Below are 14328 nucleotides of genomic sequence, written 5' to 3' on the forward strand. Positions count from 1 at the left end.
CTCCTCACCACGTCTTAACCAACTGTTCGTCACCGTCGTCCGGTACCGCAGGGAGAAGCCAGATCGTCACCGTGCGTTACGTTGACGACGGTTTTCCCGGCTGTGACGCGGAGCCGGCGAAAGCCGTCGACCGGAGAGCACCGACCGGTGGATCAGCGACTCGTCGTTAGACTGTGGCTCGTGTCTGCCCGGAACAGCGTCCCGTCGGGCGCGCACCCGAACCAGGTCAGGTTGGTCCGCAACGATTGGAGCCCCCTCAGGCCAGGGAAACTAGGCGAATGGCAGCCGACCAGGTCGGTCTCGGTGGTCATCCCCGCGTACAACTGCCAGGAAACGCTGAACCTCACGTTGGCCTCGCTGAGCCACCAGACGTACCCCGACCACCTGCTCGAGGTGATCGTGGCGGACGACGGCAGCGAGCCTCCGATCGAGCTGCCGAAGATCCGACCGACCAACTGCCGGATCGTCCGGGTCCCCGACCACTCGACCAGTTGGGGCCGTTCCAATGCCCTGCACGTCGGAGCGATGAACAGCGACGGCGAGATCCTGCACTGGCTGGACGCGGACATGGTCGTCTTCCCCGAGCACGTCGAGGCCCAGGTCCGCTGGCAGCACGTCTCGGAGGAAGCGGTCACCCTTGGCTACAAGCGCTTTGTCGCCGACAACTTCCCCACCCCGGAGGAGGTTTCCGAGCGCTGCGCCGCCGGCACCATCGACAAGCTCTACCGGGTGCAGGACACCGAGCCGCACGACTACGTGGAAAAGCTGATCAACGAGACGGACCAGCTACGCGGTGGCGACCACCTCAACTTCCGCGCACACGTCGGAGCGACCGCCGCACTGACCCGCTCGCTCTACCTCGCCGCCGGTGGGCTCAACCCGGAGCTGCGACTCGGCGAGGACACCGAGTTCGGCTACCGGCTCACCCAGCAGGGGGCGGTCTACATCCCCGAGCCGCAGGCCGGGAGCTGGCACATGGGCGCCACGCACATGATGACCAAGGGCGACGCGCTGCGCCGCTACAACCACCCGTACCTGGCCGAGCTGATGCCGTACCCGCGCTACCTGCGCCCCGCGGCGAACCGGTCCTGGGCGGTGCCGCTGATCACCGCGGTGGTCCCGGCCGAGGGCTCCTTCGAACTGGTCCGCACCTGCGTCGACCGGCTGCTCGCCGGGGACCAGACCGACCTGCGGGTCAAGCTGGTGGCGGACTGGGACGCGGTCGAGGACAACCGCCGTTCGATCCTCGCCGACCCGCTGCTCGACCGGCGACTGCTCCAGGTGACCTACCGCTCCGACCCCCGGGTGGAACTGGTCCGGCACGCGCCCACCACGGCGTTCCCGTCCCCGTTCCTGCTGAACGTTCCGCCGCACCTCGGGGTGGACGTCAACACCGTACGGCGGCTGGTGCAGGTGGCCGACGAGTGGCAGGCCGGACTGGTCCGGCTCCTGCCCACCGGGGCGAAGTCACCGGCCGAGGCGTTGGCGCTGTGGCGTACGTCGGCGCTGAGTCGGGCCGAGCGGGTGGCCCAGCCTGGCGAGCCGCTGGACAAGCTGGTGGCCGAGGTGGCGGGCGAGCGCTGGGTCAGCGGCGAGGAGTACGGCGTGGTCGACCTCGGCCTGCTCTCCCCGGCGAGCCTGGCCTCGCCCCGTCCCCGCCTGGTGCACCCGGCCGGCAAGCGGGCCCGGCGATCCTCGATCGGCGATGCCGAGACCATCCCGGTCGGCGGGGTCCGGTCCCTCGCCAACGCCACCCGGTTCGTCGCCCGCCAAGCCGCGATCGGGGTGGCCCGGAAGGTCAAACGCCGGGTCAGCCGCCCCACCCCGCCCCCCTCCAACTGAGGTGTAAGGAAGGGCCCCTTGTTAACGCTATGCGTTAACAAGGGGCCCTTCCTTACACCTCGGACAGGCGGAGCAGTTCGCGCTCGCGGTCCGGCAGGAGTTCCAACCGTCGACCGGCGAAGCCGGCGTCCCGTGGCAGCGACCGTCGGGCGGCGATGTCGAAGGGCAGGTCGAGCGGGTCCGAGGCGGCACCCCAGCGGTAGAGCAGCAGCCAGTCGCCGTCCGGCACCGCCTCCGGACCGGCCAGCGGAATCCGGACCCGCCACCCGGCCGAGACCTCGGTCGGCAACTCGATGTCGGGCGGCGGCACCTCGCTCGGGTCCGCGCCGCTCGGCCGGCGGAGCACCAGCCACAGGTCGCCCCCGCCGGGCTGCCCGCTGGGCAGGCCACCGCCGATCAGGAGGGCATTGTCGGTCAGCTCGGCGGCGCTCACCACCGGCCCCGGCGGGAGCACCCGCAACGACAACACCTCGTCGTCGGCGGGCTGGGCCACCACCTCCACCTCGCCGACCACCTGCCGGGAGCCGATGAAGCCGGCCCGGACCGGCAGTTCCGGTGCGACGCCCTCGCCGTCGGCGAAGGCGACCCGCCACCCGGAGCCCACCTCACCGACCAGGACCGACCAGCCGGCCAGGCCCGCGCCGGAGACCAGGTCGGCCAACGGAATCCTGGCCGTCCAGGGCACCCCGGCCTCCGCGCCGTCCGATCCGCCGTCCGACCCGCCGTCCGATCCGCCGTCCGACCCGGTGGCGACCGGGTCGGCGGCGACCAGCGCGGTCGACTCCGGTCCGCCCGACGCGACTCCCGGGAGCGCCGGACCGGCCGGCGACGTCTCGACCGGGTAGGAGCGCCAGAAGACACCGGTGGTCCGGGCCAGCCGCAGTGTCGCCGCCGCCGGACGGGTGACCGCCCGGCCGGCGACCAGCAGCGTGCCGCCCTCGATCCGGGTGCTGGTCGCCCACGCCTTCGGTCGTTCCACCCGCAGCCGCAGGCCGGCGCGGTGCGGGAAGGGCACGATCCGTACCCCGTCGTCCACCCATCGGGCCGGCAGCGCCGGCCGGGCCTCGCCCAGACCGAGCGTGCGCCGCTGCGGACCGCCGGAGTTGACCAGGGCGATGTTGAACACCCAGTCGCCGGCCCGCCAGCCGTCCCGGCCGCGCAGCCGGCGCGGATCGAGCACGGTGGAGAAACCCGACCAGCCGTACGGCACCGAGCCGGCCTCCTCGGCGACCCGTCGCGGGCGACTCGGCAGCCGTAGCACCCGCCGCCGTCCGGTCGCCTCGCGCAGCCAGAACACCCGGGCCGAGGCCCACGGTTGGGCCGCTCCCCGGGCCACGTCGTAGGCCAGTCCGCGCAGTTGCAACCGGCCGTCGACCCAGCGGGCCTCGTGCACCTCGGTCCGTACGCCGGGTCCGGCCTGGAACGCCCGACGGGGTACGGCCGGGTGCCCGGCGTCGAGCAGCGGGAGTTCGACGTAACGCCCGGCACCCCGGCGCACCACCGGCGGGTTGGCACCGAGCCGGCTCGCCGCGACCACCTCCACCAACTCGGGCAGGGCCCGGGCCCGAGCGAGCCGCCACGCCACCCGAAGCCGCGCGACCAGCCGGTCGAGCACCCGCTCGTCGACCCGACTGAGAAAGTCGGCGGCCAGATCGACAAAGCGCTCCCGGTACGTCTGGTCGACGTCCGGCAGCAGGTCCAGGAAGATCCGCAGGTCGTTGACGAGCGTGGTCTCGTCGTACCAGTCCTTGAGCTTGCGGTCGAGGCCGCCGAGCGACCGGCTGGCGCTGTCCACCGCGGCGAACCGGTCGACCAGGTTTTGTACCTCGTGCTGCCGCTGGGTGATCGACAGCTCGGCACCCGGCTCGCGCTGGCGCCAGTAGTAGACCGGCAGGTCGAGCACGTCGACCCGGTCGGCCAGCGCGTACGCGGGCACGGTCAGCGGGATGTCCTCGTACCGCACCCCCTCGGGGAAGCGCAGCCCGTGCCGGTCCCAGAAGGACCTGCGGAAGACCTTGTTGCAGGCGAGACGGTCGTAGACCAGGTTGCGCTGGGTCCTGAGGTTGGTCCGCAGGGCGGTGAACCGGTGGGTGCCCCGGTGCAACGGCGACTGTCGCAACCCGCGCGAGGTGAGCAGGGCGACGTTGCCCGAGGCGAAGTCGGAGCCGGTCTGCTCCAGGGCGCCGACCAGCAGTTCCAGCGCGTACGGGGGCAGCAGGTCGTCACTGTCGACGAAGGTCAGGTAGTCCCCGGCCGCCGCGTCGATCCCGGTGTTACGGGCGGCGCCGAGCCCCCGGTTGGGTTGCCGGACGTACCGGAACCGGTCGTTGGCCGCCGCGTACCGCTCGGCCAGCTCGCCGCTGTCGTCGGTCGAGCCGTCGTCGACCAGCACCACGTCCAGGTCCGGATACGTCTGGCCGGCGATCGAGTCGAGACAGTCGACCAGGTAGTCGCGCACGTTGTAGATCGGTACGACCACACTGAGTAAAGCGCCCAACCCCTGCCTCCCAGGCAACCGTGTCAGCCGGGCTCGCCGAGCAGGGTCCGGCGCACCACCCGCTCGGCCGCCCGACCGTCGTCCAGAACGCAGAACCGCGCCCGGAAGTGACCACGGGCCTTCGCCGCCGCGTCGTTCTCCACCGCGCCGCTCCGGAACAGGTCGAGCAGGTCCGGGAAGGTACGCGCGACCGCTCCCGGCGGCTCGGCGGTGACGTCGAAGTAGACCCCACGGGCGAGCCGGTACGCGTCCCAGTCCGGAGCGTAGATGACGATCGGTCGATCCAGCGTGCCGTAGTCGAACATCGCCGACGAGTAGTCCGTGACCAGTACGTCGGCGGCGAGGTAGAGGTCCTCGACGGACGGGTGCGCGCTCATGTCACGTACCCGGCCGGCGGTGCTGACCGAGCCAGCCACGTCCCGGTCGTGGAAGTAGTGGCTGCGCATCATCAGCCGGGTCTGCGGGCCGAGTGCCTCGACGAACTCGGCCGGGTCGAACGGTGGCCGGTAACCGGGCAGGTGCTCGCGGTGGGTCGGCGCGTAGAGCACCACCCGGTCGTCCGGCCCGAACCCGAGCCCGGCCCGGATCGTTGCGATCTCCTCGGCGGTGGCGGTGACCAGCCGGTCGTTGCGCGGGTAGCCGGTGTTGAGCGCGGTGTAGTTCGCCGGGTAGGCCCGGTCCCACATCTGGGTGGAGAAGGTGTTGGAGCTGACGCTGAAGTCCCAGCGGTCGATCCGGTGCAGCAGCTTGGAGAACTCCATCCCGACCGCGCCGGTCGGGTAACGCTGCTGGTCCAGCCCCATCACCTTGACCGGGGTGCCGTGGTGCGTCTGGATGTGCACCGAGCCGGGCCGCTTCACCACGAAGTCGGGGTAGTTGACGTTGTTGACCAGCCACTTCGCCCGAGCGAGGGCGCGGTAGTAGGCGGCCGAGCCGGCGACGACGTACTCCACGCCGGGCGGCAGGCTCGCCACCCGGTCCCGGCGTACCACGAAGACGCCCCGGATGTGCGGGGCCAGCTCGCGGGCCTTGGCATGGATCGCGGCCGGGTTGCAGGCGTAGCCCCGGTACCAGTAGGCGGCGTAGAGGGCCAGCTTCTGGTCGATCGGCAGCCGCAACTGCGCCTGGTAGTAGCCGCGCAGGACGGTGTCCCGGCCGAACCGGGCGGTCTGGCGGGCCCGGGGCAGCACCGCCCGCCGCCCGGCCCGCGCGCCGTCCTGGAGCCGGCCCCGGACCAGGTGCACGGTACGCAGGGCGCTGAACGTACGCCACTGGCCCTTTGCCACCAGCCTGTGCTTGACCCCCTCGGCGCCACCCGGAACCGGGTAGCCGCCCGGCGGCAGCCAGCGCCGGTAGTCGGCGGCCATCCGGGCGAAGAACGCCGGCCGCAGCTTGGTGCCGATCCGGTCGCCGTTGCCGAGCACGGTCAGGTAGTGCCAGATCATCCGCCGGAAGATCAGCGGGCGCAGGTCGTCGACGCTCGGCGCCCACTCGTCCATCAGCTCGAACACCCGCTGCCAGTGCGGGAACACCTCGAAGTGCCGGTCCCCCCGGGTACGGGTGATCGCACCGGTCCGGCGCTGCCGGTAGTTCACGCAGACCAGGTCCAGTACGCCGATCCGCTCCGCCGCCAACAGCAGCGGGTACGTGAACGACACGTCCTCGTACCAGCCCGGACCGAAGCGCAGTCCGAGTTCGACCAGGAAGTCCCGGCGGACCAGCTTGTTCCAGGCGGTGTGCAGCAGGCCGACCAGTTCGGGGCGCTCGCGGAGGCTGAACGTGACCGCCCCGGGCGGGTTCGGGAAGAGTTCCCGCATCGCGCTGCCCAGCACTGAGTTGTCCCAGTACGAGCGGACGTGGTCGACGATCAACAGCTCCGGGTTCGTGTCGCGCAGCCGTCGCGCAACCGCCGGCAGGCAGTCCTCGGCCAGCCAGTCGTCGCTGTCGACGAACCAGACGTACTCGCCCGTGGCCCGGTCCAGCCCGATGTTGCGCGCCTCGCCCAGCCCCACGTTCTCGGGCAGCGCGACCACCGTGACCCGGGGGTCGCGGGCGGCGTACTCGGCGAAGATCTCGCCACTGCTGTCCGGCGAGTGGTCGTCGACCCCGATCACCTCGATGTCGGTGAACGGCTGCCCGAGGATCGAGTCCAGGCACTCCCGCAGGTAGCCCTCGACCTTGAAGGCCGGCACGACAAAGCTGATCAGGGTCATCGTTTCCGCTCCTCCGCCGCCACCACCGGGGCCCGTCCGTCGACGCCGACGGCACCGCCGTGGCTCGGGCCCGCCGACGCGGCCGGCAGCATCCATCCGCTGACCGCACCGAGGGTCAGGATCACGAAGAGGTACCCGGCGAGCGTCGCCTCGCCGGCCGCCGGCACCCCCGCCAGCACCACAACGACCAGCAGCAGCAGCCGCCCGTCCCAGCCCAGCCCGTACGGGCGCAGCTCGGGCGCGGCGCTCCGCTTCTCCAGCCGGGCGGTCAGGTCGTAGTGGTGCAGGGCCAGCACGAACAACAGCGCGAAGGTCACCGGGCCGGGGATGCCGGCGGCCACGTCCACCGCGATCACGAACAGGTACTCGGCCGCCCGCAGCGCCGCCGGGATCAGCCAGTCCAGCGCCCCGGCGTGCGACCGGGCCGACGGCAGTCCGGCGGCGAGCACCGCCACCACCCCGGTCACCAACACCGTCACCCGCAGGGCGGTGTCACCGACCCCGGCCAGGCTCACCGCCAGCAGCGTCGCGCTGGCCAGCACCGCGACCACGGCCAGCGGCAGCGGTCCGGCCCACCGGGGCAGCAGGCGGCGTCCGGCCGCACCCAGCCAACCGGCGACCGGTCCGTCGTCGCGGTAGAGCGTGGTGTCGACCCCGGCCAGCACCGACACCCGCATCGACCGGGCCCGCAGGGTCCGCAGCGCCAACGTGTACGCTGCCGCGAGCCCGCCCCAGACCAGCACCGCGACCAGGCTCACCAACGGGTTGAACAACGCCACGGTCAGCGCGATCAGGGCCCATCGCTCACCGATCGGGAAGACGATGGTGCGCTTGAGCCAGTACGACACCGAGCCGGTGTCCGCCTGCACCCGGTTGGACGCCTGGCTCAACCGGTCGCCGAAGCCACCGCCCGCCCCGCCGCCGGCCCTGGGCCGCCGGGCCGCCTCGTCGTGCAGCGCGCCGTACCAGGTGTCGGTCATGTGGCGGGCGGTCTGCAGGGTCAGCGCGGCGATCGCCAGCGTCCAGCCGTTGCCGAGTCCGGCCCGGTCCACGCCGACCGCCAGACCGGCGTAGACGACGTACTCCTTCGCCCGGTCGGCCATCGTGTCCAGCCAACCACCCCAGGGGCTGAAGTGCCGGGTGTATCGGGCCAACTGCCCGTCCACGCAGTCGAGCACGAAGCCGAGGTAGAGCAGGACCGCGCCGAGCACCGCCGCCGTCCGGCCCCCCAGACCGAAGAGCACGGCGGCGGCGACGGCGAAGAGCACCGAGAACGCGGTCACCCCGGTGGGGCCGAGCCCGATCCGGGCGCACGCCTTGGTGACGTACGGGGACCAGGTGCTGACGAAGTACGTGGTGAAGAAGTCGTCCTTCTCCTTGACCGACAACCGCAGCTCGGCCCGGTCCTCCTCGACCGAGGCGACGGCCGCCACGGCGGCGGCGATCCCGTCCGGGTCGGTGGCCCGGTGCGCGACGAGCAGTCGTACCCGGTGGGCGAAGACCGTGGCGTCGGTGCCGGCCAGGGCCGCGAAGACCCGGTCCGGGGCGGACCCCGGGCCGACCGAGACGACCGCGGACCTCGCGGACGCGGCGAGGATCGGCAGGTCCTCCACCCCGACCCGGAGCGCCCCGCCGAACGTGCCGGTGGCCTCGCCGAGCCGCACCGGGTCGAACCCGGCCGCGACCACCTGGCCGCGCTCCTCGCGCAGCGGCGCCTGCCCGCTGCCGGGTGGGTCGGTCAGCACCAGCGCGACCGTCGGGCCGACCGGGCTGGTGGCCAGGTGCCGCAGCACCGCGGCGTGCGCGACCAGGTCGTCGGCGCAGAGCAGGACCTGCTCGGTCGCCCGCTCGGCCAGCGCGGCGACGTCGGCCGGGTCGGCGGTGACCAGCACCTGCCGGGCCCCGGCCCGGGTCAGTTGGGCCCGCAGCCGGTCGACCGGCGGTAGGCCGTCGACCGGCGGAACCGGGCCGGAGTGGGCGGAACGGGTGAGGATGACGGCCAGCGTCACGTACGGACCACGTTGTTGTACGCGTCGAGTGCCTCACGCACGGTGCCGTCGATCAGCAGCTTGCCGGCGCTGAAGTAGAGCCCCCGGTTGCAGAACCGGGTCAGGTCGCTCTCGTTGTGCGAGACCAGCACGAGCGAACGTCCCTCGCCGAGCATCCGCTCGATGGTGGCGTAGCACTTCTTCCGGAAGTCGGTGTCGCCGACCGCCATCACCTCGTCCATCAGCAGGATCGGGTGCTGGAGGTGCGAGATGACCGAGAAGCCCAGTCGGACCTTCATACCGGACGAGTAGTGCCGTACCGGTGTGTCGATCGCCTTCTCCACCTGCTCACCGGCGAACGACACGATCTCGTCGAACTGGTTCTTCAGGTACTGCGGGCTCAGGCCGTGCAGCGAGCCGACCAGGTGGACGTTCTCCCGCCCGGTGAGGTCGTTGCTGAACCCGGCCGAGAGCTCCAGCAGCGGGGCCACCTCACCGCGTACGGTGATCGAACCCTCGTCCTGGATCAACACCCCGGCGATCAGCCGGAGCAGGGTGCTCTTGCCGGTGCCGTTCTTGCCGATGACGCCGACCGCGTCACCCGGCTGGACCTCGAACGACACGTTGCGCAACGGCCAGAACTCGTTCGCGGTCGGCTGACGCCCACCCCGGTGGATGAACATCTCGCGCAGCCGCAACTGACGTCGCCGGCCACGGACGAACTGGATGCCGAGGTTGTGCGCCTCGATGATCGGCTTGCTCACTACAGCTCCTTGAGCACGGCGGGCTCGAGCCGGCGGAATACCCACCAGCCGCCGAGGAACAGCACCAGACTGCCGACCACCGAAACGGAGAGCAGCCAGGCGTTGGGGAATTCCGACGGGTACCAGATGGCGCGGAACAACTCGAAGATGCCAACCAGCGGGTTGAGTTCATACAGAGTTCGCGCCCAGGACGGCAGATTCGAGTCCTGTACGAGCTGCAACGGGTAGATGATCGGGGTGCCGTAGAAGAGCAGCCGGGTGAAGAGCCGCATCAGCCGGTCCACGTCCCGCAGCAGCACGTTCAGCGAGGACAGCAGCAGCGCGACACCGGTGAGCAGGATGGTCTGGAGCAGCACCGCCAGCGGCAGCGCCAGCAACTCCCAACCGAAGTGCAGCTCACCGAAGTAGGCGGCGAGCACCACCAGGACCGGGAGGCCGGCGACGTACTCGGCGAACCGGCCGATCACCCGCCCGATCGGGAAGACCTCGCGCGGCACCTTCATGGTGGTGATCAACCGGGCCTGCCCGGTGAGCGCGCTGGTGGCCTCGCTGATCGCGGAGTTCGTCCACATCCAGGCGAAGATCCCGGTGATGAGGAAGAGCGGATACGAATCCTTCGCCGGACCGGTGTGGGTGCCGGTGCCGTAGAGCACACCGAACACGAACCAGTAGATGGCTCCCATGGCGAGGGGCTCGAGCAACGACCAGAAATAACCGAGGAACGATTGCTGGTACTTGACCGCCAGATCCCGTCGGACCAGCAGCCGCAGCGCGTTGCGATGGCTCCACACACCCGCGACGCTCGTTGTCATGGCCGCCTTCCCGAACCCAAGAATGATCGAGGGCGGCTGCGCCGGAGAGATCCACCAACGCATCCGGTACGGATCACGTGTTGGCCTCTCCCGGTCACCGTCCGCGACCGCCCTACAGCTATTGTGCTCCCGCGTCTCATGCCAAAACCCGGACACGGCACCCAGACGGCCGCTGCGGGCCTCGCCTGGGCGGGCCGCTGACGCGCCATAGGTTAGCAGTCGGTCAGCACGCTCGGTAGGCGGTGCCGGGTCTGCGGCGACCTCCCCGGACGCGGATCAGCACTCGATCACATTGACCGCGAGCCCACCCCGTGCGGTCTCCTTGTACTTCACCTTCATATCCGCGCCGGTCTCTCGCATGGTCTTGATCACCTTGTCGAGCGAGACCGTATGTACGCCGTCCCCGCGCAGCGCGAGCCGGGCGGCGGTGATCGCCTTGATGCTCGCCACCGCGTTCCGCTCGATGCAGGGGATCTGCACCAGCCCGCCGACCGGGTCACAGGTGAGCCCGAGATTGTGCTCCATGCCGATCTCGGCCGCGTTCTCCACCTGGGCCGGGGTGCCGCCGAGCGCCTCGGCCAGCCCGGCCGCCGCCATCGAGCAGGCCGAGCCGACCTCGCCCTGACAGCCGACCTCGGCCCCGGAGATCGACGCGTTCTCCTTGAACAGCACGCCGATCGCCGCCGCCGCGAGCAGGAACCGGACCACCCCGTCCGGCGACGCCGTCGCGACAAACCGGGTGTAGTAGTGCAGAACCGCCGGAATGATGCCGGCTGCCCCGTTGGTCGGGGCGGTCACCACCCGGCCGCCGGACGCGTTCTCCTCGTTCACCGCGAGCGCGAACAGGGTCACCCAGTCCATCACCCGCAACGGGTCCTCGGCACCGCCGGTGCCGGTCGAGCCCGGGCCACGCTCGGCCGACAGGGCACGTCGCATCTCCGCTGCCCGGCGGCGTACCTTCAGCCCGCCCGGCAGCACCCCGTCGCGGTGGCTGCCCCGCTCCACGCACTCCTGCATCACCCGCCAGATCTCCAGCAGGCCCGATCGGATCTCGTCAGCGCCGCGCCGGGCCCGCTCGTTGGCGAACATCACGCCGCTGATCGACAGACCGGTCTCCTCGGTCACCCGCAACAGTTCGGCGCCGGTGCTGAACGGGTACGGCACCCGGGTCGGGTCGACGATGATCCGGTCGGCACCGGCCGCCGTCTCGTCGACCACAAACCCGCCACCGACCGAGTAGTACGTCCGGCCGCGTACCTCCTCGCCGGAGTCGTCGTACGCGGTGAAGGTCATCCCGTTCGGGTGGTACGGGAGCGCGCGGCGGCGGTGCAGGACCAGGTCACGGGTGTGATCGAAGTCGATGGTGTGGGCACCGAGCACGGCGAGCCGGCCGGTCTGACGGATCTCGGCCACCGTGGCGTCGACCCGGTCCGGATCGACCGTCTCCGGTGCCTCCCCGGTCAGCCCGAGCAGGACCGCCCGGTCGCTGCCGTGGCCGTGGCCGGTCGCGCCGAGCGAGCCGAACAACTCGGCGTGGATCCGCGCCGTACCGGCGAGCAGGCCGTCGGCCTTGAGCCCGCTGGCGAAGGTCCGCGCCGCCCGCATCGGCCCCACCGTGTGTGAGCTGGACGGGCCGATGCCCACCGTGAACAGATCGAAGACGCTGATCATCGATCCTCCTCCTGCCGCTCGCGCTGCCGCATCCGGCTCCGTTGCCGTCGGGTCAGGCCAGCACCGACGGGCGAGCCTACCCGGCACCTCCAGCATGCGTCCGGCGCGGCCAACCCGGGTAAGCACCTACGGGTACGGGTGCGCCGAATCAGCCTGAGGGCGGAGGGCGTCCTGGATGTCCGTTCGTACCGTGGAGTTCAGACGCGGCGGACCGCCGCAGAGTTGGGAGACGACGACCACCATGAGTCGCAAACTGGTACGCCCCCGGGACCACCGCATGATCGCCGGTGTCTGCGCCGGCCTGGCCCGCCGCTTCGGCCTCTCCACCGGACTCGTCCGGCTCCTGTTCGTGCTCTCGATCATCCTGCCCGGCACGCAGGTGCTGGTCTACCTGGTCCTGTGGATCATCATGCCGAACGAGGACCGGCAGGCGTACGTCGCCCACTGAGCGGTTCACCATCGGGTGAACGTCGACTGACGCGAACCGGGGCCGCACCCTGTCGGGTACGGCCCCGGTCGGGGTTCCTCATCGCGTGGTCAGCGCCGGATGGCCACCACGACGTCCCGGGGCAGTCCGTCCACGACGGTCCAGTACTGGGACGAGAACTGCTCCGGGTCGAAGCGCTGGCTGCGCCAGCCCCAACCGTCGGGCATCTCACTCAGCACGAAGACCTGGATCGGCCCGAACCCGTCCATCTCATCGGCCAGGGCGGCGAAGGCGGCCGGGTCCTTGGTCCCGGCCAGCTTCTGCACCTCGGCGAAGCGGTCGTCCCACCGGGACAGGGTGCTGCCGGCGGTACGGTCGTTGTCGATGAAGCCGGGCCAGGGCAGGAACGAGAAGACCCGGTCGTCGGTGGCGATCGTGATCGGCCGCGCGTTCGGGCCGAGCACCCCCTCGACCGCCTGCTCCACCTCGGTGATCGGGAAGCCGGAGCGACGACCCTCCTTCGGCGCGTACGTCGGGTAGCCGCCGCCGGGCAGCGGTTCGACGTGCGCCATGGTCGCGTACTTGCTGCCGGTCTCCGGCATCCAGGCGTTGGTGAAGCCGGTCGCCGTCCAGGCCAGAATGATCGCGAGCAGTCCGGCCCCGGCCACCCGGGGCGGGGTCAGCCGCAGCCGTCGCAGCACGATCGGCGCCAGGTGGGCCAGCACCAGCACGCCCGCGATGGTGAGCAGCACGCCGTAGAGCCGGGCGGTGTAGTGCAGGAACCCGGTGTGCTGGGTCAGCACGTAGCGGAGCATGGAGATCAGCCGGTAGCCGTACGCGGAGATGACCAGCAGCATCAGTGGGCGGGCCCACCAGACCGAGCGCCACAGCCACACCAGACCCACCAGGCCGACCAGTTGCAGCAGCCCGAGCGGGTTGACGTCGAGGAACGGGAAGAGCCCGGAGTTCAGCGAACCGGAGACGTACAGATCGGAGATGGACTGGCCGCCCTTGGTCAGGGTGCCCCAGCCGAACGGCACGATGTACCAGGACGCGACCACGAACGAGACCAGCACGATCAGGCCGAGCCGGCGCAGGTACGCCCACCGGTCCGGCTCGGTCCGCCAGGCGATCACGATCAGGGCGATCAGGCCGATCGCCGCGTAGACCATCCACGCCTGGTAGGTGATCACGATGAAACCGCCGAGCACGCCGGCCGGCAGCCAGTGCATCCGCCGCCGGGCCGGTCGCGCGAAGACCTCCAGGGCCCACGGTACGAAGATCGCCAGCGTCAGCACCTCGAACGCCTTGCGCGGGTCCGACCAGGTGGCCAGGGTCAGGGCGGCGATGGCCAACGCCACCCAGGAGCCGACCAGCCGGCGCCAGAGCAGGAACGCGGCGAGCACCGCGGCGGAGCTGAACAGCACCTCCGCGTCGGCGAGCAGCCGCCACGCCGGCACGTCGAGGATCACCGAGGCCCGGCCGACCAGCCAGGCGTAGAACGGCGGGTACTCCGAGGGCAGGCCGTGCACCAGGGTGTCACTGCTGGCGATGGTGGTGGTGTACCGGGTCGCCGCCGCCGACATCCGGCCCATGTCACCGACCAGTCCGGCGAAGCCGAACGGGGTGCCGTTGAGCGCGGAACGGAGCATCAGCACGGTCCAGGCGGCGCCCAGCCCGGCGGCCAGGCCGGCGACCGCCTCGCCGGACCAGCGCAGCGCCAGCACGAAGAGCCCGACGATCAGCAGGAACGCCGCCACGAGCGGAATCGTGGAGGCGCCGGCCGAGAACGGGTTCCGGTCGATCACCTTGGGGATCAGGATCGCGACCGGGGTCGCGACCAGCCAACTGAGCACCGCGACGGTGCCGCTGTTGCCCAGCCAGCCGGGCACCCGGCGCCCGGGGTTGCCCCCGGGCGTACCGGCTCCGGCGGTCGCCGGAGTGGTCGTGGACGCCGCCGGCAGGGCGGACGTGGCCGCTTCGCCGGGCTCCGCCGAGGGCTTCGCGGCGCGCTCGTGTTCTTCGCTGGGCACGTCAGCCTCGTCGGATGTCTCGACCAGGTCGGTCCGGGCCGGGCCGCCCGAGTCGCCGGGTGTCGTCTGGAGCGTCACGAG

Annotated in this window: 9 protein-coding genes; 2 read left to right on the plus strand and 7 right to left on the minus strand. The window is 71.2% G+C overall.

Annotated elements, in window-relative coordinates:
* The first annotated feature begins 303 nt into the window (after positions 1–303).
* A complete protein-coding gene (locus ACI2K4_RS13820) occupies positions 304–1842 on the plus strand; it encodes a glycosyltransferase (RefSeq protein WP_404511062.1) in 1539 nt (512 codons plus the stop codon).
* A gap of 52 nt (positions 1843–1894) precedes the next feature.
* Here the strand turns inward: ACI2K4_RS13820 and ACI2K4_RS13825 are convergent, their stop codons facing one another.
* The 6 genes from ACI2K4_RS13825 to ACI2K4_RS13850 form a co-directional block, all read right to left on the minus strand.
* On the minus strand, positions 1895–4339 hold the full coding sequence (locus ACI2K4_RS13825) for a glycosyltransferase (protein ID WP_404511064.1): 2445 nt from the start codon (positions 4337–4339) through the stop codon (positions 1895–1897).
* Between the two features lie 23 nt (positions 4340–4362).
* Complete coding sequence (locus ACI2K4_RS13830; RefSeq protein WP_404511066.1) at positions 4363–6552, minus strand: CDP-glycerol glycerophosphotransferase family protein; 2190 nt, start codon at positions 6550–6552, stop codon at positions 4363–4365.
* A complete protein-coding gene (locus ACI2K4_RS13835; RefSeq protein WP_404511068.1) occupies positions 6549–8561 on the minus strand; it encodes a DUF5941 domain-containing protein in 2013 nt (670 codons plus the stop codon). Before ACI2K4_RS13835 ends, ACI2K4_RS13830 begins: the two co-directional genes overlap by 4 nt.
* Positions 8558–9304, minus strand: coding sequence for an ABC transporter ATP-binding protein (locus ACI2K4_RS13840; protein ID WP_404511069.1), 747 nt, complete (start codon positions 9302–9304; stop codon positions 8558–8560). Before ACI2K4_RS13840 ends, ACI2K4_RS13835 begins: the two co-directional genes overlap by 4 nt.
* Entirely contained in the window at positions 9304–10116 is an 813-nt protein-coding gene (locus tag ACI2K4_RS13845) for an ABC transporter permease (RefSeq protein WP_404511071.1), read from the minus strand. The genes ACI2K4_RS13840 and ACI2K4_RS13845 overlap by 1 nt, the downstream gene beginning before the upstream one ends.
* A 276-nt stretch (positions 10117–10392) precedes the next feature.
* Positions 10393–11787, minus strand: coding sequence for an L-serine ammonia-lyase (locus tag ACI2K4_RS13850; protein WP_404511073.1), 1395 nt, complete (start codon positions 11785–11787; stop codon positions 10393–10395).
* Between the two features lie 241 nt (positions 11788–12028).
* On the opposite strand from ACI2K4_RS13850, the gene ACI2K4_RS13855 reads away from it, so the two are divergent.
* Positions 12029–12235 carry a PspC domain-containing protein gene (locus tag ACI2K4_RS13855; protein WP_404511816.1) on the plus strand — a complete coding sequence of 69 codons (207 nt, stop codon included), beginning with the start codon at positions 12029–12031 and terminating at the stop codon, positions 12233–12235.
* Positions 12236–12324: 89 nt separating this feature from the next.
* Here the strand turns inward: ACI2K4_RS13855 and ACI2K4_RS13860 are convergent, their stop codons facing one another.
* Positions 12325–14325, minus strand: a complete 2001-nt coding sequence (locus tag ACI2K4_RS13860) for an arabinofuranosyltransferase (RefSeq protein WP_404511075.1) — start codon at positions 14323–14325, stop codon at positions 12325–12327.
* Positions 14326–14328: the final 3 nt, after the last annotated feature.

The sequence above is a fragment of the Micromonospora sp. NPDC050397 genome (assembly GCF_044901685.1).
In the GTDB taxonomy this organism is placed as follows: Bacteria; Actinomycetota; Actinomycetes; order Mycobacteriales; family Micromonosporaceae; genus Micromonospora_G.